At 64.6% G+C, this 21,269-nt stretch carries 24 protein-coding genes; 11 read left to right on the forward strand and 13 right to left on the reverse strand.

Going from position 1 to position 21,269, the window contains the following annotated elements:
* Nucleotides 1-150 precede the first annotated feature (150 nt).
* From YU3_RS0127050 to YU3_RS0127090, 9 genes are all read right to left on the reverse strand, one after another.
* Entirely contained in the window at nucleotides 151-1,095 is a 945-nt protein-coding gene (locus YU3_RS0127050; RefSeq protein ID WP_027169144.1) for an acetamidase/formamidase family protein, read from the reverse strand.
* Nucleotides 1,085-2,728, reverse strand: a complete 1,644-nt coding sequence (locus YU3_RS0127055; protein ID WP_027169145.1) for an ABC transporter substrate-binding protein — start codon at nucleotides 2,726-2,728, stop codon at nucleotides 1,085-1,087. The genes YU3_RS0127050 and YU3_RS0127055 overlap by 11 nt, the downstream gene beginning before the upstream one ends.
* 49 nt (nucleotides 2,729-2,777) lie before the next feature.
* A complete protein-coding gene (locus tag YU3_RS0127060) occupies nucleotides 2,778-3,698 on the reverse strand; it encodes an ABC transporter permease (protein WP_027169146.1) in 921 nt (306 codons plus the stop codon).
* A gap of 13 nt (nucleotides 3,699-3,711) precedes the next feature.
* Nucleotides 3,712-4,578: an ABC transporter permease gene (locus tag YU3_RS0127065; RefSeq protein WP_198021725.1), complete on the reverse strand. Its 867-nt coding sequence runs from the start codon at nucleotides 4,576-4,578 to the stop codon at nucleotides 3,712-3,714.
* Between the two features lie 19 nt (nucleotides 4,579-4,597).
* Complete coding sequence (locus tag YU3_RS0127070) at nucleotides 4,598-5,200, reverse strand: ANTAR domain-containing protein (RefSeq protein WP_027169148.1); 603 nt, start codon at nucleotides 5,198-5,200, stop codon at nucleotides 4,598-4,600.
* The gene (locus YU3_RS0127075) at nucleotides 5,197-6,291 is read right to left on the reverse strand and encodes a transporter substrate-binding protein (RefSeq protein WP_027169149.1); all 1,095 of its coding nucleotides are present in this window, start codon (nucleotides 6,289-6,291) and stop codon (nucleotides 5,197-5,199) included. Before YU3_RS0127075 ends, YU3_RS0127070 begins: the two co-directional genes overlap by 4 nt.
* 219 nt (nucleotides 6,292-6,510) lie before the next feature.
* Nucleotides 6,511-7,701 carry a cell division protein ZapE gene (zapE, locus tag YU3_RS0127080; protein ID WP_027169150.1) on the reverse strand — a complete coding sequence of 397 codons (1,191 nt, stop codon included), beginning with the start codon at nucleotides 7,699-7,701 and terminating at the stop codon, nucleotides 6,511-6,513.
* A gap of 73 nt (nucleotides 7,702-7,774) precedes the next feature.
* Complete coding sequence (locus YU3_RS0127085) at nucleotides 7,775-8,332, reverse strand: protease inhibitor Inh/omp19 family protein (RefSeq protein WP_245273674.1); 558 nt, start codon at nucleotides 8,330-8,332, stop codon at nucleotides 7,775-7,777.
* A gap of 196 nt (nucleotides 8,333-8,528) precedes the next feature.
* Entirely contained in the window at nucleotides 8,529-8,960 is a 432-nt protein-coding gene (locus YU3_RS0127090) for a hypothetical protein (RefSeq protein WP_036259663.1), read from the reverse strand.
* A 133-nt stretch (nucleotides 8,961-9,093) separates the two neighbouring features.
* Between YU3_RS0127090 and YU3_RS0127095 the strand changes: the two genes are divergently transcribed.
* From YU3_RS0127095 to YU3_RS0127135, 9 genes are all read left to right on the forward strand, one after another.
* Nucleotides 9,094-10,101, forward strand: a complete 1,008-nt coding sequence (locus YU3_RS0127095) for an MBL fold metallo-hydrolase (RefSeq protein WP_027169153.1) — start codon at nucleotides 9,094-9,096, stop codon at nucleotides 10,099-10,101.
* 71 nt (nucleotides 10,102-10,172) lie between these two features.
* Nucleotides 10,173-10,334 carry a DUF1328 family protein gene (locus tag YU3_RS39770; protein ID WP_027169154.1) on the forward strand — a complete coding sequence of 54 codons (162 nt, stop codon included), beginning with the start codon at nucleotides 10,173-10,175 and terminating at the stop codon, nucleotides 10,332-10,334.
* Nucleotides 10,335-10,499: 165 nt separating this feature from the next.
* Nucleotides 10,500-11,384: a diaminopimelate epimerase gene (dapF, locus tag YU3_RS0127105; protein ID WP_027169155.1), complete on the forward strand. Its 885-nt coding sequence runs from the start codon at nucleotides 10,500-10,502 to the stop codon at nucleotides 11,382-11,384.
* Entirely contained in the window at nucleotides 11,384-12,712 is a 1,329-nt protein-coding gene (gene mtaB / locus YU3_RS0127110; RefSeq protein ID WP_051334102.1) for a tRNA (N(6)-L-threonylcarbamoyladenosine(37)-C(2))-methylthiotransferase MtaB, read from the forward strand. The genes dapF and mtaB overlap by 1 nt, the downstream gene beginning before the upstream one ends.
* A 15-nt stretch (nucleotides 12,713-12,727) precedes the next feature.
* On the forward strand, nucleotides 12,728-14,431 hold the full coding sequence (gene ftsY, locus YU3_RS0127115; protein WP_027169157.1) for a signal recognition particle-docking protein FtsY: 1,704 nt from the start codon (nucleotides 12,728-12,730) through the stop codon (nucleotides 14,429-14,431).
* Nucleotides 14,432-14,494: 63 nt separating this feature from the next.
* A complete protein-coding gene (locus tag YU3_RS0127120) occupies nucleotides 14,495-15,151 on the forward strand; it encodes a septation protein A (protein ID WP_027169158.1) in 657 nt (218 codons plus the stop codon).
* 90 nt (nucleotides 15,152-15,241) lie between these two features.
* Complete coding sequence (locus YU3_RS0127125; RefSeq protein ID WP_027169159.1) at nucleotides 15,242-15,862, forward strand: pyridoxamine 5'-phosphate oxidase family protein; 621 nt, start codon at nucleotides 15,242-15,244, stop codon at nucleotides 15,860-15,862.
* 41 nt (nucleotides 15,863-15,903) lie between these two features.
* Complete coding sequence (locus tag YU3_RS0127130) at nucleotides 15,904-16,431, forward strand: NADPH-dependent FMN reductase (protein ID WP_036259664.1); 528 nt, start codon at nucleotides 15,904-15,906, stop codon at nucleotides 16,429-16,431.
* A gap of 151 nt (nucleotides 16,432-16,582) precedes the next feature.
* Nucleotides 16,583-17,440 (forward strand): hypothetical protein, encoded by an 858-nt coding sequence (locus tag YU3_RS0127135; RefSeq protein ID WP_156913613.1) that lies wholly within the window; start codon nucleotides 16,583-16,585, stop codon nucleotides 17,438-17,440.
* Between the two features lie 101 nt (nucleotides 17,441-17,541).
* Here the strand turns inward: YU3_RS0127135 and YU3_RS0127140 are convergent, their stop codons facing one another.
* From YU3_RS0127140 to YU3_RS0127155, 4 genes are all read right to left on the reverse strand, one after another.
* Nucleotides 17,542-18,033 (reverse strand): SRPBCC domain-containing protein, encoded by a 492-nt coding sequence (locus YU3_RS0127140; protein WP_245273675.1) that lies wholly within the window; start codon nucleotides 18,031-18,033, stop codon nucleotides 17,542-17,544.
* Between the two features lie 39 nt (nucleotides 18,034-18,072).
* On the reverse strand, nucleotides 18,073-18,522 hold the full coding sequence (locus YU3_RS0127145) for an SRPBCC family protein (protein WP_027169163.1): 450 nt from the start codon (nucleotides 18,520-18,522) through the stop codon (nucleotides 18,073-18,075).
* Nucleotides 18,519-18,833: a metalloregulator ArsR/SmtB family transcription factor gene (locus YU3_RS0127150; RefSeq protein WP_027169164.1), complete on the reverse strand. Its 315-nt coding sequence runs from the start codon at nucleotides 18,831-18,833 to the stop codon at nucleotides 18,519-18,521. Before YU3_RS0127150 ends, YU3_RS0127145 begins: the two co-directional genes overlap by 4 nt.
* Before the next feature lie 98 nt (nucleotides 18,834-18,931).
* A complete protein-coding gene (locus YU3_RS0127155) occupies nucleotides 18,932-19,357 on the reverse strand; it encodes a GNAT family N-acetyltransferase (protein ID WP_027169165.1) in 426 nt (141 codons plus the stop codon).
* Nucleotides 19,358-19,519: 162 nt separating this feature from the next.
* On the opposite strand from YU3_RS0127155, the gene leuD reads away from it, so the two are divergent.
* Both leuD and YU3_RS0127165 read left to right on the forward strand, forming a co-directional pair.
* Nucleotides 19,520-20,125 carry a 3-isopropylmalate dehydratase small subunit gene (gene leuD, locus YU3_RS0127160; protein ID WP_027169166.1) on the forward strand — a complete coding sequence of 202 codons (606 nt, stop codon included), beginning with the start codon at nucleotides 19,520-19,522 and terminating at the stop codon, nucleotides 20,123-20,125.
* A 69-nt stretch (nucleotides 20,126-20,194) separates the two neighbouring features.
* On the forward strand, nucleotides 20,195-21,130 hold the full coding sequence (locus YU3_RS0127165; protein ID WP_027169167.1) for a hypothetical protein: 936 nt from the start codon (nucleotides 20,195-20,197) through the stop codon (nucleotides 21,128-21,130).
* The last annotated feature ends 139 nt before the right edge of the window (nucleotides 21,131-21,269 follow it).

Below are 21,269 nucleotides of genomic sequence, written 5' to 3' on the forward strand. Positions count from 1 at the left end.
TCCCCCTCAAGGGGGGAGATTGGCGGTTCTGCCGCCGCGCCCATTCTTCACCCTTGATAAATGGCGAAAGCAGAAGCGACATCCGATCTCCCCCCTTGAGGGGGAGATGCCCGGCAGGGCAGAGGGGGGTGCCTTGGCGCCAACCTATGCTCATTCAAACACGCAGCGCGGGAAGTAGAACGACACCACCCAGTTCGGCATGTCGACGATCTCCGAGATGCGAAGATCGCCGCAGACCGAGACCAGCATGTAGGCATCGACCGGGTCGAGCTTGTAGCGGGCGGACAGCAGGTCGACCATCTGGCTGACGGCCTCCCTAGCGCCGGTCATCAGGTCGGGTCCGATGCCAGTGGTGACCTCATAGCCCTTGGCGTCGAGATGCCGCGTCACCGGGCCCGGCGTGGTGAAGCGCGGCGTTTTCAGCCGCGCGTCCTTGACCAGGTCGAGCTTGAGCACGACGTCCATCGGGCTCTCGATCGCCGTGCCGCACACTTCGCCGTCGCCCTGCGCGGCATGGGTGTCGCCGATGGAGAACAGCGCGCCGGTCACTTCCACCGGTAGATAAAGCGTGGTGCCGGCGGCGAGATCGCGGATGTCGAGATTGCCGCCGACGCGCCGCGGCGGCACCACCGAGTGGAGACCGTTTTCGGCCAGCGCATTGCCGATGGTGCCGGCGAACGGCTTCAGCGGCACACGCGCATTTTTGCCGAACAGCGCCGGCTCGAGCGAGGCAGCGTCGTATTTCCAGATGTTCAGCGCCGGCTCCTTGAAGTCGTCGGCGAGCAGGCCGAAGCCCGGGATGTTGGCCGTCCAGCCGAAGCCGGATGGCTTGAACATCTCGATCGTCACCTTCAGCGCGTCACCCGGCTCGGCGCCGTCGACGAAGATCGGCCCGGTCACCGGGTTGACCTTGGCGAAGTCGAGCTTGGCGGCGTCGGCGACCGTGCTGTCGGGTTTGAGTTGCCCGCCGGACGAATCCAGGCACTGGAACTCGATGGTGGAGCCGGGTGCCACCCGCTCGGCCGGGGCAAAGGAATTGTCCCAGCCGAAATGGTGATGGCGTCCGTGGATGGTGTAGTCGCAGTTACTGCACATCTTTTACATACACATTGTCGTAGTTGATCGGGATATGGACCGGGTCGACATAGAGGTTGTCGGCGCCGCCCATGCGGGCCGATTTCATGGTGAAGCGCTGCTCGTTGAAGACCGGCGCCCAGGGCGCGTCCTCCATCACCTTGTCGTAGATGGCGCTCCACATCTTGCCACGGTCGGCGGACTTTGCCGGATCGACCACCGAGTCGGCTTCCGCCGCCTTGGCGTCGAGATCCTTGTTGCAATACCATGACCAGTTCCAGCCGCCCGGCACGGCGCCGGCGCAGCCGAGGATCGGGCCGTAGAAGTTGGACGGATCCGGGAAGTCGGCGATCCAGGCCATGCCGCCCGACCAGATCATCGGCGCGCCGGCCTTGTCGCCGCCGGCGGCAATGACATTGGCCTGGGCGAGCGACTGGATGCTGGCCTTGATGCCGATCGCCGCCAGGTCCTGCTGGATCGCCTGGGCGATGCGCGGGTTGGGATCGGTGTTCATGGCGAACAATTGCGTCTCGAAGCCATCGGGATGGCCGGCCTCGGCGAGCAGCGCCTTGGCCTTGGCGACGTCATAGGGATAGCCCTTGTATTCCTTGTCGTAGCCCGGCATCGACGGCGGCAGCGGCTGGTTGGCCGGCACGGCGCGGCCGTTGATGATCTGGATGATGCGCGCCTTGTTGATCGCCATGTTGACGGCCTGGCGCACCTTCACATTGTCGAAGGGCGCCATGGTGGTGTTCATGGTGACGTAGCCGGTGTGCAACTGACCGCCTTCGACGACGCGGGCCTTCTGCTCGGGATCGGCCATCACCTCCTGGAACTTGGCCGGCGGTATGCCGTCGCCGGGCACATCGATCTCGCCCTTCTGCAGGCGCAGCAGCGCCACGATCGGCTCCTGGCCGATCTCGAAGGTGATCTTGTCGAGATGCGGCAGGCCCTTGTGCCAGTAATCCGGATTGCGCTCGAAGACGATGCGCTGTCCGAGCGTCCATTCGGCGAGCTTGAAGGCGCCGGTGCCGACCGGATGCTTGCCGAAATCGGCGCCGTATTTCTCGACCTCTTCCTTCGGCACGACATGCGAGAAGTTGATGGCCATGACATGCAGGAAGGTGGCGTCCGGCCGGGTCAGCTCGAACTTGATCGTGTAGGGATCGACCGCGGTCACGCCGGAAAGGCTCTGGGCCTTGCCGGCGGCGACATCGTCATAGCCCTTGATCGAGCCGAAGAAGCCGGCGCCCGGGCTCTGCGTCTTCGGGTTGGTGACGCGGTCGAGCGAATATTTCACGTCGTCCGCGGTCATCTCGCGGCCGTTGTGGAACTTGACGCCGTGGCGCAGCTTGAAGGTGAAGGTCTTGCCGTCGGGCGAGATCTCGTAGCCCTCTGCAAGGTCGGGCTTGAGATTGGTGGTGCCCGGCTCGTAATCCATCAGCCCGTCGAACAGGCTCTTGATCATCGACCAGTTCTGCCAGTCATAGCCGATCGCCGGATCGAGCGTGGCGACGTCATCCTTGTAGGTGATGGTGATGGCGCCGCCCTGCTTGGCATTCGGGTCGATGGTGTCCTCGGCGCGGGCGCTTGCCATGCCGAGCATCAGCGCCAGCGCCGACGCGGCCACGGTGGATGCAAGAAAACGTCTCATGTCAGTGTTCCCTTTCTTTGGTTGTTTTCATTTCATCTGAGCTTGACGCTCACCTCAGTTTGATACGCGGATCGATGAAGGGCGCGATGATGTCGGCGAGCAGGTTGCCGAGCACGATGGCGAAGGCCGACACCAGCGTGACGCCCATGATGATCGGGATGTCGACGCGCTGGATGGCCTGCCAGGCGAGCTGGCCGATGCCGGGCCAGCCGAAGACGCTTTCGACCACCACGATGCCGCCCATGAAGACGCCGATGTCGATGCCGATCATGGCAACGACCGGCAGGATGGCGTTGGGCAGCGCATGGCGAAACAGGATGGTGCCGCGCGCCAGGCCCTTGGCACGCGCGGTGCGCATATAGTCCTGGCGCAGCACGTCGATCATCGACGAGCGCATCATGCGCGCGTACCAGCCGGCGCCGAGTATGCCCATGGTCAGCGAGGGCAGCACGAGGTGGCGCCAGCTGCCGTAGCCGCCGATCGGGAACCAGCCGAGCCTGACGGCGAAGACGTAGAGCAAGAGCAGGCCGACGACGAATTGCGGCGCCGAGACGCCGACGAAGGAGGCGACCATCAAGGTCTGGTCGGTGGCGGTGCCGCGCTTGACGGCGGCGATCAGCCCCATGCTGAGGCCGATCGCCAGCTCGCACAGGATAGCGCCGACCATCAAAAGCAGGCTTGCCGGCAGCCGCGAGACGATGAGCTCGGTGACCTCCGAGCGCTGGATGTAGGAGCGGCCGAGATCGCCGCTGATGAGCCTGGTGAGATAATGCCAGTACTGGACGATGAAGGGCTGGTCGAGGCCGAGCTGCCGGCGGATGTTCTCCACCGTTTCGGGCGTGGCGCTGCGGCCGGCGATCTGGCGCACCGGATCGGCCGGCAAGAGATAGAGCAGCGCGAAGGTGATCAGCGAAACGCCGAGCAGGATGAGCAGCGACTGGATGAGCCGGCGGCCGAGATAGGCGATCATGCGCGGCCTCCCATTATTCCCGCCCTCTTTGCGTCGGGTCGAGGATGTCGCGCAGCGCGTCGCCGATCAGGTTGAAGGCCAGCGCCAGCGCCAGGATCGCGGCGCCCGGGAAGAACACCAGCCACGGCGCCGCCTGGAAATAGGTCTGGTTCTCGAAGATGATGTTGCCCCACGACGCCGTCGGCGGCTGCACGCCGATGCCGAGATAGCTGAGCGTGGCTTCGAGCAGCACGGTGGTCGAGATGCCGAGCGTGCCCCAGACGATGATGGTCGGCAGAAGATGCGGCAGGATGTGGCGAATAAGAATCCGCGGAGCGCTCGCCCCTATCGTGCGCTCGGCATCGATGAACTCGCGCTCGGACAGCGACGAGGTTTCGGTGTAGATGACGCGCGCGGTCTGCACCCAGTTGACCAGGGCGATGACCATGGCGACGATCCACAGGCTCGGCTCGAACACCGCGGCCAGGCAGATGGCGAGCAGAAGCGCAGGAAAGGCCATCATCAGGTCGGTGAAGCGCATCAGCGCGCTGCCGATCCAGCCGCGGAAATAGCCCGCCGTGACGCCTACCAGCGTGCCGATCAGAAGCGCCACGCCATTGGCGACGATGCCGATGATCAGCGAGGTGCGGGCGCCGAACAGGATGCGGGTCATAAGATCCCGGCCGAGCAGGTCGGTGCCCAGCCAGAACTTGGCGTCGGGCGGCAAGGGCGAGCCTTCGAGCGTCAGGCCGTCGAACATCTGCTCGTTGGGATCGTAGCCGGTCAGCCATGGCGCGAGGATGGCGCCGGCGAGCACGATGGCGACGATGAGCAAGCCGAGCAGCGCCAGCGGCCGCCTGACCAGCCGGCGCCAGACGCCGGCGCGCGGCTTCACCGGCATCCGGCCCGCCGCCGGGAGGTCAGGCGCGATGGGATTGGTCATCGCCGCCTTCGTCTTCCGTCATCGCCACGATGCGCCGCGCCGCTTCCTCGACGCTGATCTGCCAGCTCATCGCCAGCGATCTGAGCTGCGCGTAGGCGCGGTCGTCGTCGCTGCCTTTCGCCAGGGCCGCGACCGCGCGCACGATGGTCTGGCGCTCACCGACCCGCTGGCGCAGCGCCGCGATCTCGCCGGCAAGCTGTTTTCGCGCCTCGAAGCTTTGCCGGGCGATCAGCAGCGCGCTGTAGACACCGGCGGTGCCGACCGGTTTCAGCAATTGCGCATCCGCCTTGTGCGACAGCGACCATTCGATGCGGCCCGGCGCTTCCGAGCCGATCAGCGCCACCAGGGGCATCGGCGCGTCGCCGGGCTTCCACGGGAACTGGTCGTCGAAGCCGAGGTCGGCGTCGAAGAAGACGAAATCCGCCGCGAGCGCCTCCGCCGGCAGATGCGGCCAGCACTCGACCGCCTCGAGGCCGATCGCCGACAACTGCCTGGTGATCGCCTGCACCGTCGTGTGCGGACGATGCAGCACGAAGGCCTTGGCGCCGCCGAGATTGGGGATGCGCGTGGCGCGGCTCACGACACCACCCTGAGCCGCGGACGGCCGAAAACTTTTGCCGGATCGTAGCGCGAAAGATAGGGATCGGGCGCCACCTCTTCCTCGCGGCTCACCACCTCGAAGAACCCGTCGGCAATGCGCCCGATGATCACCGGCAGGGTCGCATGCTGGGTGTGCGGATCGATGGCGATCGGCCCCAGCCGCGTCGCGAAGCGGCGTTCGGCGAAGGCTTTTGAGAACGCCGCCGGGCCTGCATCGGGATCGCCGGAAAGCACATCCGCCATCACTTGCACCGAGGCATAGGCGGACGCCTCGAAGGACGAGGCGAAGGCGGCCGGACGCGGCGCGAAATAGGGCCCGGCCGACAGATGGCCCTTGCCCGTTTCGCCGATCGCCGGCAGCTCGCCCTCGGTGAGATTGCACGAGATCACCGGGCAGGCGTCGGGCTTGAAGGCCGCGTCCTCGCGTCCCAGGTCGCGATAGGCGGCCAGGAAGGCGTAGGACGAGGTGCCGATCAGGTTGTTGAGGATGAAATTCGGCCGCGTCACGCGGATTTCGTCGATCAGGCGCGAAACGTCAGTCTCGCCGATGCGCAGGTAGCGTTCGCCGAGCACCTTGCCGCCGGCGTCGGCGATCAGGTCGCGGGCGACGCGGTTCATCTCCCAGCCCCATATGTAATTCGAGCCGAGCAGGAAGCCGTTGGCGCCGAAACGCGGCGCGACATAGGCCATCAACGGCACCAGATGCTGGTTCGGGCAGGCATGCATGTAGACGACATGCTCGTTGGCCTCGAAGCCTTCATACGGGCAGGCATACCAGAGCATGCCCCCCGCCTTCTCCAGCACGGGAATAGTCTCCTTGCGGCTCCAGGAAGTGATGCAGCCGATGACATGGCGGGCGCTGCTGGTCCGGAAGATATCCTCGCAGAGCGTCGCGTAACGGTCGGGATTGCTTTGCGGGTCGCGCTCGACCGGGACAAGCTCGATGCTTTGCGCGCGATCGGCGTTGATGTCGGCGATCGCCCGCATCGCACCGGTGCGGCAGGCGTCCGAGACGAGCTGGTAGCTCCCGGACCGGGAATAGAGGACGCCGATCTCGATGCGTCGTTTCAAGCGAGGCCCCAAAATGAAAAAGCCCCGCAGCCAGCGCCGGATGGGCGAGGCATACGAGGCATTTTTGCCGCCCGGCGACCAAAGCCGGTATTTTCGTTGGCCACCCTATTCCGTACCGCCCGCCAGTCAAGCCTGAAAGTGTAACGGCATGCCGGGCAGCTAGAGCAGTTCAGGGTTAGATCGCCGTTTTCCTTCGCAGGAGGGTGGCGAAACATATCCCTACGCCTGCCTTGCCTCCGCAGGCTGCGCCTCATCGCGCCTTTCCGCCCAGCCGTCCAGCCAATCGCGGCTCTGCATCTCGGCCAGGCGCGAGGCGGTGCGCTCGAATTCGAACACTTCCGTGCCGCGCTTGGCGGTGTAGAGCCCTTGAGGTGGCGCCGCCGCGCTCATCACCAGCCGCATGCGGTGGTCGTAGAGCGTGTCGATCAAAAGAATGAAGCGCTTGGCCTCGTTGCGCTTGCCTTCGCCCAGCACCGGCACATGATCGATGAAGACGGTCGAGAAACGGCCGGCGATCGCCAGATAGTCGCGCGCGCCGAGCGGCTTTTCGCAGAGATCGGCAAAGGAAAAGCGCGCCGCATCGCCGGCGGCGCGCGGCACGACGAGCTGGCGGCCTTTGAGCGTCAATATGACCTCGCCGGTCGGCCGGCCATGCGTCATGGCCTCCCAGGCGTTGTCCAGCGCGCGGTCGGCCGCGGTATTGTCCGGCGTGACATAGACCGGCAGGCGATCGAGCTTTTCCTGCCGATAGTCTTTCTCGGCATCCAGCGTCATCACCGCGGCATTGCGCTCGATCAGCGAAATGAACGGCAGGAAGAGCTGCCGGTTCAGTCCGTCGCGATAGAGGTCCTCCGGCGCCACGTTCGAGGTGGCGACCAGCACCACGCCGCCGGCAAACAACGCTGAAAACAGGCGCGACAGGATCATCGCGTCGGCAATATCGGTGACGGAGAACTCGTCGAAGCACAGCACCCAGGCTTCCTCGGCCAGCGCCCGGGCCACCGGCGGGATCGGGTCGTCTTCCTTGACATCGCCGTTCTTGCGCGCCTGTCGGTGCTTCTGGATGCGGTCCTGCACATCGGCCATGAAGTCGTTGAAATGGACGCGGCGCTTGCGCCGGACCGGCAACAGCTCGAAGAACATGTCCATCAGCATGGACTTGCCACGCCCGACGCCGCCATGGATGTAAAGGCCTCTGACCTGCTCGCGCGGCTTGCTGCGCGCGAACAGCCAGCCCAGCGCGCTGGATTTCTGTGCCAGCCTCTTTGCCGAAATCTCGTCGGTCAGCCGGTCGAGCGCGGTGACGATGCGCTCCTGCGCCGGGTCGCGTTCGACGGCGCCGCTCTGGACGAGATGGTCGTAGCGCTGCCTGACGGTCGCATGGGTCTGGAGGCCGTCACGCAGATGCATAGGTCACGTCATTCCGAGCAATCCCGGGGAAACGACTTCCATCCGGAATTGCGTAACAGGGGGGCGGTTTCGCTTACCTTGTAAGCGAGATGGGCTGCCCGTTGGAAGTCTGGCCGTCGAACTTTTCGCCGCCCGAGGAATAGAGCCTGGCCAGCGCGCCACCGTTTTCGTCGTAGAGCGTCAGTTGCTTGCCGGCGACGTTCCACGACTTGATGCCGTCCATCGGCGCCGGGCAGTGCAGCGGACCGGCGCGGTAGCCGGCGCCGAACTTGGTCTGCGGCGTCGCCACCTTGCAGCTCTGCCCGGCGACACTGGCGCTCCACACACCGGCAACGCTGGCCGCGGTGAGATCGGTAGCGCCGGCGGGCGCGGTACCGTCCGGCGGCAGCGAGGCGACCTGCGCATTTTTCGGCGCGGTCGGGAATTGCGACGGGTCGGTGGTGCCGGGCGAAGCCGGCGGCGGCAGCTGATTCTGCGTCACCGTGCCGGAGGGTGCCGGCGTCAGCGGCGCCGGCTGCTGCTCGTCCATCGACGAGAAGCGCGAGGTCGAGCAGCCGCTCGCAACCAGCGCGGCCAGCGACACGGCCACGAGGCCGCTTATTGAAAAGGGGCGGGTCATAGAAAAATTCATCCAAACCTCCGTCGGATCTGGCCGGGGGAAGCCATCCGCGTAATCTCCGCTCCACCAAGATGGCGAAGGTGGCAGAATTTCAACCCGATATGGTTAAAATAGGGTTTTCGCAGCGGCTGTTGTAAATTTATCGCAACAAACGGTCAGCACCGGGACGATGCCGGAAGCAGTCATCTAAACCATTGAAATACCGATATTATATCCTTGCGCTCGGCACGAATACATAGCCATCCGGGCCGATAACGTAGCATTCGCGCAGGCCGTGCGGCTTGTCGATCGACCCGGCCAGCACGGTGTGGCCGAGTGCTGCCGCCTTTTTCTCGACCGCATCCGGATCGGCGCCGTAAAGGCGCAGTTCGATACCGGCCCCGCGCGTTTCAGCACCTGCGGTGACCCCGGTCATCGGATTGTCGAGATAGGAATGGTCGGCATGCAGCATGAATACCGAGCCTAAAAGTTCGATCGCCGCGAAATCCTCGTCGGCATAAATAACGAGCGCGCCAAGCACGTCCCGGCAGAAGGCTTCCATCGCCGCCATGTCGGTGACCAGGAGGTTGACGCCCACCCCGCGCGGCAGCGAGCGGCCGAAATCCTCGGCCTTCATCCACGGTGTTTTGGTTCGCTTCATCGCCACGGCGCAGTCCTCCGCGCCCGCGATCCTAGACGAAGCCGTCTTCCAGCCCTTGGCATTCGCCGGCAAAATGCTTGCGCCAGGCAGGCGCATCCTTATCTCAGGAAAGACCAAGCCGGCGGGAGAGAGAATGGCTGCGAGCACCGGAACCGCCAACCGCTACTATAGCGGCCCGCCCAGCGATCATTTCGACGGCACCTTGTTCTTCAATCCCGGCGGCAAGCCGCCCGGGCGCTTCACCGATCTGCTCAAATGGCAATTCAGCGGCGGGCGGGCGAAATGGCCGGCCGCCTTTCCGACCCCTTTTCCGCAAGCAAGACCCGACAAGAGGATCGAGGGTAGCGCGCTCAGGCTCACCATGGTCGGCCACGCCTCGCTTCTCATCCAGACGGCGGGCCTGAATATCCTCACCGATCCGGTCTGGTCGGAACGCGCCTCGCCTTTTGCCTTCGCCGGTCCAAGAAGGGTCAATGCGCCGGGGATTGCCTTTGCCGACCTGCCGCCGATCGACCTCGTGCTGGTCAGCCACAATCACTACGACCATCTCGACCTCGCGACGTTGCGACGGCTGAAGCAAGGCCATGACCCGCGTATCATCACGCCGCTCGGCAACGATGCCGTCATCAACCGCGCGGTGCCCGGCATGCGGCTCAGCGCGCATGATTGGGGCGACAGGATCGACGCCGGCGCGGCCGCCATCCACATCGAGCCGGCGCATCACTGGTCGGCGCGCGGCGGGCGTGACCGCCGCATGGCGCTGTGGGCGGGCTTCGTCATCGAAACAGCGGGCGGCAACATCTATTTCGCCGGCGACACCGGCTTCCATGACGGTATCAACTACCGGCTGACGGCTGAAAAACATGGCGGCTTTCGCCTCGCCATCCTGCCGATCGGCGCCTATGAGCCGCGCTGGTTCATGGCGCCCCAGCACCAGAACCCGCAGGAAGCCGTGCAAGGTATGAGGCTGTGCAACGCCGCCTTTGCCGCCGGTTGCCATTGGGGCACATTCCATCTCACCGACGAGCCGGTCGACGAGCCGGCGCAAAAGCTGGCCGAGGCGCTGGAGGCCGAGGGCCTGCCGCCGGAGCGATTCCGCGCGATGCGCCCGGGCGAAGTGTGGGATTTGCCATCGGCCTAGCTCGCCAGGCAGCGGAACCCAAGGCGCATAGAAGCGTTGCTTCCTGACACAATTCGGCAGGGAGCCCCTCCATGATCAGATGGATCATTATTCTTTTGATTATCGCTGCCGCCGCGAGCCTGCTTGGCATGCCGGCGCTGGCAGGCGCCGCCGCCATGGGCGCGCGCATTCTCATCGGCATCGTGCTGATCATCTTCCTGCTGATCGTGCTCGGGGTCTTCGCGGTAACTTAAGCGCGACCTCTTGGTCGTCGCAGGCGCGGCATCTTCGCCGTCGCGGCGCGGCATCTTTGCCATCGCAGGCGCGGCATCTTTGCCGTCGCCCAAAACCGCGCCGGACTGGTAATTCCCGCCCGTTTCCGCCATATAGCGGCCAAACGGAATTGGAATACCGGTTAGATGGCAGGCACCGCCCCCTTCGCCAAGATGAACGGCATCGGCAACGAGATCATCGTCGCCGATATGCGTGGCCGCGCCGACAAGGTGACGGCCGCGGCGGCGATCGCCCTCAATGCCGACGCCGCGACCAGGTTCGACCAGATCATGGCCATCCACGATGCGCGGACGCAAGGCACCGCCTATTATGTCGACATCCTGAATTCCGATGGCACCAGCGCGCAGGCCTGCGGCAACGGCATGCGCTGCGTCGTGCAGGCTTTGGCCGCCGAGACCGGGCTGAAGACCTTCACCTTCGAGACCCGGGCCGGCATTCTGAGCGCCGAGGAGCACGCCGACGGCTCGATCTCGGTCGACATGGGCAAGCCCCGCTTCGGCTGGCAGGAGATCCCGCTCGCCGAGGAATTCCGCGATACCCGCATGATCGAGCTGCAGATCGGCCCGATCGACGCGCCGGTGCTGCACTCGCCGTCTGCGGTCTCGATGGGCAACCCGCACGCCATCTTCTGGGTCGACAACGACGTCTGGTCCTATGAGCTCGACCGCTTCGGCCCGCTGCTCGAGAACCATCCGATCTTCCCCGAGCGTGCCAATATCACCATTGCCCAGGTCACGTCGCCGCAGACCATGGTCATCCGCACATGGGAACGCGGTGCCGGCCTGACCAAGGCTTGCGGGTCGGCGTCTTGCGCCGCGGTGGTGGCGGCAGCCCGCACCAGGCGGACTGGGCGCAGCGTCAGCCTGTTGGCTCCCAGCGGCGGCACGCTGCATATCGAATGGCGCGACGACGATCACGTCATCCTGACCGGTGCAGCCGAATGGGAATTCTCCGGCAGCTTCGATCCCTCGACCGGCGCCTGGGGCCGCGACACCGAAAGCGCCGCCTGATGTCCACCTTTGTAAAAGGCGCGGCGCCCCAAGCCTCCACGGGGACAGCTATCGACGTCGTTACCTTCGGCTGCCGCCTCAACACCTATGAATCGGAAGTGATGCGCCGCGAGGCCGAAAGCGCCGGGCTCGGCGCGCTTCAAGGCGGCGCCGTCATCTTCAACACCTGCGCCGTCACCGCCGAAGCGGTGCGCCAGGCCAAGCAGGCGATCCGCAAGGCCCGCCGCGAGAACCCGCAAGCACGCATCATCGTCACCGGCTGCGCGGCGCAGACCGAGCCGCAGAATTTCGCCGTCATGGACGAGGTCGACCTCGTGCTCGGCAATGAGGAGAAACTCAAGGCGAACTCCTACCGCGCGTTGTCCGATTTCGGCGTCAACGACACCGAGAAGGCGCGCGTCAACGACATCTTCTCGGTGCGCGAGACGGCGAGCCATATGGTCGATGCCATCGAAGGCCGGGCGCGCGCCTTCGTGCAGGTGCAGAATGGCTGCGACCATCGCTGCACCTTCTGCATCATCCCCTATGGGCGCGGCAATTCGCGCTCGGTGCCGATGGGCGCGGTGGTCGAGCAGGTCAAACGGCTGGCTGGCAACGGCTATGCCGAGATCGTTTTGACCGGCGTCGACATGACCAGCTTCGGCGCCGACCTGCCCGGCAGCCCGAAACTTGGAAAGCTGGTGAAGACGATCCTGCGCCAGGTGTCGGACGTGAAGCGGCTGAGACTGTCCTCGATCGATTCCATTGAGGCCGACGACGACCTGCTCGACGCCATCGCCACCGAGCCGAGGCTGATGCCGCATCTGCATCTGTCGCTGCAGTCCGGCGACGACATGATCCTGAAGCGCATGAAGCGTCGCCACAGCAGAGACCAGTCGATCCGCTTCTGCGAGGACGTGCGCAAGCTGCGCCCCGGTATCGTCTTCGGCGCCGACATCATCGCCGGTTTCCCGACCGAGACCGAGGCGATGTTCGAGAATTCGGAAAAGATAGTCGAGGAATGCGGCCTGACGCACCTTCATGTGTTTCCGTTCTCGCCGCGCGAAGGCACGCCCGCCGCGCGCATGCCGCAGGTTCGCCGCGAGGTGGTGAAGGCGCGCGCCGCAAGGCTGCGCGCCGCCGGCGAGGCTGCCTATCGCCGCCATTTGTCATCGCTCTCCGGTACAAGGCAGTCGATCCTGGTCGAGCGCGACGGGCTCGGCCGCACCGAAGGTTTTACGCTTGCCGCCATCGCCGCCGGGCAACCTGGCGACATTGTTGACGCCGTGGTCGCCGGCCATGACGGCGCCCGACTGATCGCGGCGCCCTCTGCCGCACAAGCCGCCTGAGAAACTGCGAGACGCATGGCTGGTTTTTTCAAGAAGATATTTTCGTTCGGCAAGAAAGAGGTCGTCGAGGAGCGCGTCGACGAGGCGGCCCCGCTGCCGCCGATCAAATGGGATGCGCTCGACGCGCTGAAGCCGGAAGCCGAGCAGGCCGCGCCAGAGGCTTTGGCGCGCGAGCAGAAGCCAGCGCCTCAACCGACGCCGGAACAGCCGAAGCCGGAGCCGGCGCCGACCATCCCGCCCGCGCCGGAACCGACAATTCCGGTCGAACCGGAACCGCTGCCGCGGCCCGAGCCGGAAGAAGAGCCGCAGCCGGCGCCCCTGACGCCGGAGCCGCCGGCGCCGGAGGAAGTGCCGCCGGCCGAGCCGCAACCTGCGCCGGAACCAAAACCGGAGCCCGCGCCGCAGGAGGTGCCTGCACCCGCGCCGGTGCAACCGGACATCGAGCCTTCGCGTCCGGAGCCCCGGCCAGAGCCGGCCCCGGTCGAGGTGCCGACGCCGCCGAGCGAAGTTCCGGTCGAAACACCCGCGCCGATCGAGGTCCCTCCGGCGGTGCCGCCTTCCATCGAGCCGTCCTCGGAAGCCGGCGCGGACCTGGCGCCCTCTGCTGAAATTATCGCCGAAATCTCGCCGCCAATTCGCCAGCCTGCGCCCATCGAGCCGCAGCCTGTGCGTGCGGAGATAGCACCGGAACCTGAAGCAGTTCCCGCGCCACCGAAGCCCACTCCCGCCGCCGCCAAGGTGACGGTCGCCAAAAAAGTCGAGCAGAAGGCCGAGCCGGTAAAGGCGCCGGAGCCGGAGCCGCGGCGTTCCTGGTTCCAGCGCATGCGCGAAGGCCTGGCCCGCTCATCGCGCGAGCTCACCGGTAACATCGCCGGCGTCTTCACCAAGCGCAGATTGGACGACGACACGCTGCAGGACTTGGAGGATGTGCTGATCCGCGCCGATCTTGGCGTGGAGACAGCACTTCGCGTCACCGATTCGCTTGCCGCAAGCCGCTACGGCAAGGATGTCTCCGACGCGGAAGTCCGCGCAGTGATGGCGGCGGAGGTCGAGAAGGTGCTGACGCCGGTCGCCAGGCCGCTCGAGCTCGACCTCAGCCACAAGCCGCATGTCATCCTGGTCGTCGGCGTCAACGGCACCGGCAAGACCACCACTATCGGTAAATTAGCCGCCAAGCTTACCGACGGCGGCCTCAAGGTGATGCTGGCCGCCGGCGACACGTTTCGCGCCGCGGCGATCGAGCAACTGAAAATCTGGGGCGAGCGCACGAAATCGCCCGTCATCGCGTCCAAGCTCGGCGCCGATGCGGCCGGCCTCGCCTATGATGCCTTCGAGAAGGCCAGGGAAGCCGGTTCCGACGTGCTGATCATCGACACCGCCGGGCGGCTGCAGAACAAGACCGAGCTGATGGCGGAGCTGGAGAAGATCGTGCGCGTGCTGGGCAAGCTCGATCCGGAAGCGCCGCATACGGTGCTGCAGACGGTCGACGCCACCACCGGCCAGAATGCGCTGAACCAGGTCGAGATCTTCCGCAACGTCGCCGGTGTCAACGGCCTGGTGATGACCAAGCTGGACGGCACGGCCCGCGGCGGTATTCTGGTGGCGATCGCCGCCAAGCACCGGCTGCCGGTCTATTTCATCGGCGTCGGCGAGCAGGTCGACGACCTCGAACCGTTTTCAGCCAGCGAATTCGCGCGAGCGATCGCCGGCGTGGCTTGAACAAAGGCGTGATCTTGAACGGCCGCCTGCTTTTTGGCCAGATCATGCGCAAGAAGGACTTTTATGAATATCATCGAACGTGACCCGTCCGATCCACGCCGCAAGCCGGTCAATCCCGGCCTGAAGTTCCTGCTCGAGCTGGGACCGGGCCTGGTGTTCTTCTTCACCACCATCCGCGGCGAGTGGCTGGCCGAGAAATTCCCGGTGCTCACCCATCTCGGCGAGCCGATCCTGATCGCCACCGCCTTCTTCATGGTCGCGACGGCGCTTTCGCTGAGCGCCTCCTGGCTGCTGACGCGCAGCCTGCCGCTGATGCCGCTGGTCTCGGCGATCGTCGTCTTCGTCTTCGGCGCGCTGGCGCTTTACCTGCAGGACAAGACCTTCGCCTTCATGAAGCCGACGATCATCAACTCGCTGTTCGGCGTCACACTGCTCGGCGGATTGCTGTTCGGGCGGTCGCTGCTCGGCTACGTCTTCGATTCCGCCTTCCAGCTCGATGCCGAAGGCTGGCGCAAGCTGACCTTCCGCTGGGGGTTGTTCTTCCTTTTCCTGGCCGTGCTCAACGAGGTTGTGTGGCGCAACTTCTCCGAGGCGACCTGGCTATATTTCAAGGTCTGGGGCACGATCCCGATCACCTTGCTGTTCACCTTCAGCCAGATGCCGCTGATCATGCGCCACTCGGTTGAGGAAAAGCCCAAGGAAGAGAAAGCTGGCAATTAAAGCAATTCCAGGAAAAGTGGCTGCCGGTTGGGTTCGGCGACTTCGCCGTAACCTCCGTCCGGAATTGCGTCAGACTAAGAGGGGGGCGGCATGAAATTCCTGACCACGCGCGAGGCGCTGCGGACGGTCTACAAGACGCCGAAGCCGACCGACGGCTCGATCCGCAAGGAATTGAAAAACCTCGACGGCCATTGCCGTTCCTTCATCGGCAAGAGCCCCTTCGTGCTGATCGGTTCGTCAGACGGCGCCGGCAATGCCGATGTGACGCCGAAGGGCGACAAGCCCGGTTTCACCGCCATCCTCGATAACAGCACCATCGCCATCCCCGACCGCCCCGGTAACAACCGGCTGGACACGCTGGAAAACATCATCCGCAACCCGTCGATCGGGCTGCTCTTCCTCATCCCCGGTATGAACGAGACGCTGCGTGTCAACGGCGAGGCGCGCATCACCGTCGACCCCACCTTGCGCGAACGGCTGGCCGTCGACGGCAAGGAGCCGCAGAGCGTGATCGTGGTGACGGTCAAGGCGGCCTACATGCACTGCGCCAAGGCCTTCATGCGCTCCGACCTCTGGAAGCCGGAGACCTGGTACGATCGCGCCACCTTGCCGACGCTCGGCCAGATCATCCGCGACCAGCTGGCGCTGGCCGAAAGCGCGGGCGAGATCGACCGCGAGCTGGACGACGATTACCGGCAGACCATGTGGTAGGTTTTGCCGACGCGATTCGTCCGAACCGACCCCGCCGATCCATGCTGAACATACTCGCCATATCGGGCAGCCTGCGCGCTGCCTCGACCAATTCGGCCCTTGTCGAGGCGCTGGCCGGGAACGCGCCGTCCGATTGCCGCGTCGAGGTTTATGACGGTCTTGGCGGGCTGCCGATTTTCAATCCGGATGACGAGGGCGAGCGCACGCCGCCGGAAGCCGTAAAGCTGATCGACGCTGTCACCCAGGCCGACGGCGTCATCGTTTCCTGCCCGGAATATGCGCATGGCGTGCCTGGCGGCATGAAGAATGCGCTGGACTGGCTGGTCTCGCGCGACGCGGCCGTCGGCAAGCCGGCGATGCTGGTCCATGCCTCGCCGCGCTCACTCTATGCGCGCGCGGCGCTTGCCGAGATCATGCGCACGATGTCGTTCGCGCTGTACGAGGGGGCGGCGCTGGAGATCGCGCTGCTGGGGAAGAAGCCGGCCGAGACGGAGATGATCCTCGGCGCGAACCGGCAGGCGATGCGCGATGCCGTGCAGGCTTTTGCGGGTTTTATTCGTTCGCGGTGAGCGCTGCCGGCAAATATCAGGTCCTGTCGACAAATGCCGTTGCATCCTACTGGCTGTGTCATGTTACCCTGAGCCTGCAGGGCACTTGGGGAATACGAAAGCATTGTCTGGAAAGGCTGTCGAAACTTTTCGGCGCGCAAGGGGAGTCCAATTGCTTTTGGGACTCCGCCACGAGATTCTGTATCGCCAGTTTCTCGGAGCCGCCGCGCAAAAAGGCCATGCATTTGCCAGGGCTCTGAGCAGTAGGCCCGAGCGGAGTTATTGCTTCACCATCGCATTCAACACCCCTTGGATCATAGACGTGCTCACCAAGGCCTGGCAGGTATTCCCGACCGGGACCAGGCTGGTGGTGATCGACAATTCGTCGAAGCAGGATGCGCGAGTTTCGATCGAAGCAATCTGCGCGCGGCGCGGAGTCGCGTATTTCCGGCTGCCTAGAAATTTCGAGACGAACCCTTCCAGGTCACACGGTATTTCTCAGACCTGGGTCTTCCACAACATTGTCAAGCACCTCAAACCCGACATGTTCGGCTTCATCGATCACGATTGCTTTCCGGTCAAGCCGATCGATATCGCGCAACGCGTTGGACGCAAGATCGGGTATGGGGTGCAGTTGGGTGCCAGGTCCAGCTACCTCTACAAGGCAGCCGAAGACGAACCCGGCTGGTATTACTGGGCCGGCCTCTGCTTCTACAATTTCGATACCGTCGAGCATACGAAGCTCGATTTCAGAAATCGGCTCGACATTGGAATGGATACCGGCGGCGGCAACTGGCCGGTCCTGTATTCGAAGCACTCTGCCGGAGAGTTCGAGATGGCCCGGTCAAATTCCGTCGCCGTGAGCGTCGAGGGGAAAATCGCCAACTATCGGGTATATGACGAGGCCCTTTTCCACGTCGGCGGCGCGTCCTACCGCTCACTCGCGACAAATCCGGACTATCGTCGCCAATTGGCGGACCATATCTGGAAAACCTACCTCGGCGGGACCCAGGATCGCCTGGTTTCCTAATGCATGTCGCCCAGAAGCGCGCAACGGCTCTGGGGACAGCGACATGCATCAAAACAAAGACTTGAAGCGCATCGCCTGAATCCGTTTCGATGCGACGCGCTTTAAGCCCTAATCGAGCCCGCGTCGAAATACCGTTGCAACCAACCGAGCACGCGTGCCCAGCCGTCGGCATGCTCGGCCGCGGCCTCGGCAAAGCCGGCGAAACCGCCATGGCAGACGGTAAATCTCGTGCCGCCGGCAATTGGCTCCAGGAGATAGGCGACGGTCGTCTCGCGCCGGCCGAGCGCCGGGTGGTCCCAGTCGTATCTTCGCGTCTGCACGATCCGGCGCGGCGCCTCTATTTCGAGGAAGATCCCGCCGGCGGGCAGGCTCCGCCCATCCGCTGTTCTCACGAGGACATTCCAGCGGCCGCCGGCGCGAAGGTCGGCCGTCCAATCGGTCATCCGGTATGTATCGGGCGAACCCCACCAGCGCTCGACTTCATCGGTGACAAGCGCGGCGAAGACCTGCTCCACAGGGGCAGTGAGATCGGCAAAGGCCATGGCAGTTTCGCCATTCGCCATGGCCTGCGGCCAGGAATGCCAGAGCATCATCACGTTTCTCCCTGATTGTTTCGTTGTCGAAACGATACTTCAGCTCTTTGATGGCGGGCGCTCGAAACCCTTGCCGGTCTCGAGCAGGCTTTTCAGGCTCGACAGCACCAGCGGCCAACCCTTGGCGACGTTTGCGATCAGCTTGTGCGGGCCATCTGCCTCATGGGTGACGGCGAGTTTCATCATGTCGCCATCCTGTTCGATGGTGAAGGTGCAGCGCGTATAGCCGTCCTCCTTCACCTCGGGCATCCACTCGTTGCGCCATTTGATGACCAGGCGCCGCGGCGGATCGACCTCCAGGATCTCGCCCGAATCGGCGACGCGGCCGTCCGGGAAGATCAGCTTCCAGCTCGAGCCGACTTTCCAGTCGCTCTCCTGATAGGAGCAGAGGAAGAACTGCCGGTTGAATTCCGGATCGGTCAGCGCCTCCCAGAGTTTTTCGGGCGTGGTGCGGATATAGGTGACATAGACGAAGCTGTTGTCGCTCACGGCTCTTCCCTTTCAAGTCGTTGCTTCAGGTCGCTCAATGCACTGAGCCGATGGCGCTCGAACTTGCCAATCCAGCGCTCGGCGATCTCGTTGATCGGAACGGGGTTGAGGTAGTGCTCCTTCTCCCGGCCGCGGCGGACGGTGGTGACGAGGTTCGCCTCCTCGATGATCGCCAGGTGCTTGGTCACCGCCTGGCGCGTCATATCCATCCGCTCGCACAGCGCGTTCAGCGTCTGCCCGTTCCTGGCATGGAGGCTGTCCAGTAGCCGCCGGCGGGTCGGGTCGGCCAAAGCGCGAAAGACGGCATCCATGCTCATGGCTTTAATATGCAACCATTTGGTTGCATGTCAAGCGATGAGCTGAAAGAAATTGGCGCCGTGGCTTCACGGCGGACGGCTTGCGGAGATAGTCAGCGCTTGCGGGAGAACCAGAAGGCGTCGGTCATGCGCTGCATGCCGATGCGTTCGTAGAAGCCGATGGCTTTGGGCAGCGAGATCAGGCTGATGCCGACGGACGCGCCGAGCTGCCGGCGCGCCTCGTCCATCAGGCCCTTGCCGATGCCGAGCCCCTGCGCCGAAGCGGATACGGCGAGCTCGGAGATGTAGCAGACCCAGGAGAAGTCGGTGACGCCGCGCGCGACGCCGATCAGCGGCCTGCCCTCGATATCGAGGCGGGCCGTCAGGACAAGATTGGCGTTGGCCAGCATCGTCTTCAGACGGGCCTCGTCATCGACCGGCCGTGTTTCGCCAAGCCCGGACTCCACCAACACGCGGCGGAATTCGGCGACGTCGAGCGTGGGCTCGCTTGCGTAGAGGACTTTGGAAGGCGCTGTCATGCCGGCCAAGGTGCCCCACCCATCGACATTTTGGAAGCGTCCAGCACCGGTCTTGTATCGGATGGCCCAAACTCAACTGCCAACAGCCGCCTTTCATTTGCCCGGCGCTTTGTGTAAACCGGGCGCCGGCAATCCCCAGCAAGAAGAAGACGGGCAAGGACCATGGACAAATTCACCAAGCTCACCGGCGTCGCCGCGCCCATGCCGATCGTCAATGTCGACACCGACATGATCATCCCGAAGGATTATCTGAAGACGATCAAGCGCACCGGGCTTGGCACCGGCCTGTTCGCCGAGATGCGCTACAATGACGACGGTTCGGAAAACCCGGATTTCGTGCTCAACAAGCCGGCCTATCGCAAGGCGCAGATCCTGGTCGCCGGCGACAATTTCGGCTGCGGCTCGAGCCGCGAGCATGCGCCGTGGGCGCTGCTCGATTTCGGCATCCGCTGCGTGATCTCGACCTCGTTCGCCGATATCTTCTACAACAACTGCTTCAAGAACGGCATCCTGCCGATCACCGTCAGCCCGGAAGACCTGGACAAGCTGATGGACGACGCTTCGCGCGGCTCCAACGCGACGCTGTCGATCGACCTCGAGGCCAAGGAAATCCGCGGGCCGGACGGCGGCGTGGTCACGTTCGACCTCGACGACTTCAAGCGCCACTGCCTGCTCAACGGCCTCGACGATATCGGGCTGACCATGGAGAAGGCCGGCGAGATCGCGTCCTTCGAGAAGAAGAACGCCGAGCTGCGCCCCTGGGCCTGAGCGTCTTCCGCGATAGGTAAGCCCGGCTGCCAGCAGCCGGGTTCGTGGCGGCTGAATGGAGGGACAGTCATGACGCGTTCGCTTTTGGCCGCCGCCTGCGCGTCGGCGGCAATCCTTCTCGCCGCGATCGGCGCCAATGCGCAGACCACCGCGCCGGCCGTGTCCGGCCAGCCGGCGGCCGCCGATCAGGGCGCGACCGACCAGGGATCGGGCAGCGACCAGGCCGGTGCGGACGAGGAAAAGCAGGCGCCCATCCCCTTCGAAGGCGGCCAGTTCACCATCGCCCAGCAGGAGCAGTATGGCGAGAAGGTGCTGGCCTATGACGGCAAGCAGCTCGACAGCAATTACGACGTCTTCTTCGAAAAGATCGTCAAGGTCGGCGACGTCAACGTGGCGCTGTTCGATGTCGGCGACGGCGGCAATCAATGCGGGCCGGCCAGCCTGATCGCCTGGAAGCCGCAAGGCGGCGAAATCCAGACCACCACCGTCGAGCAGGACGAGTGCGGCGCGCCGCCAGTCGCCATTTCCGAGAGCGCCATCTATTACGTGCCCTACCTTCTGCCGGGCGATTCCAAGCCGGCGCTGCAATGGTCGCCGACCACCGGGCTGACCACGTCGGGCGAGCTCACCTACACGCCGGAACCCGGCACCGGCTGGAAGGATGTCGATCCGTCGAAATACGACAACATCATCGACGCCTTCCACAACGAGGCCGTCTACAAGGCCGGCCAGGCGCTGCTGGGCAACGACATGCCCGACATGGCGACCAGCCTGCTGGTCGGCGGCGGCACCGAAAAGACGGCGTCCGGCGCCTTCTACGCCACCGGCTGCGTGCCGCATGATTGCGGCGGCAATGACGGCTTCATGGCCGTCGACCCGGCCAAGCAGAAGGTCTATTTCGCCCGCCGCGGCGACAATGGCGAGCCACAGGCCTGGCCGCCGGTTAAGGACTGGCCGGCCGACATCAAGAAGGCATATGACGACGCGCAGGGGTCGGGCAATTAGCGCGAGCGTCTTGCCTTGGCAGGCCGCGATCCTTCGCGCCCCCCTCTGTCCTGCCGGACATCTCCCCCACAAGGGGGGAGATTGGCTGTTTCGCCGCTCCGCTCATTCTGCAACGCTGGTGATTGGCGAAAGCCGGCGC

It is taken from the genome of Mesorhizobium sp. WSM3224 (assembly GCF_000427725.1).
In the GTDB taxonomy this organism is placed as follows: domain Bacteria; phylum Pseudomonadota; class Alphaproteobacteria; order Rhizobiales; family Rhizobiaceae; genus Mesorhizobium.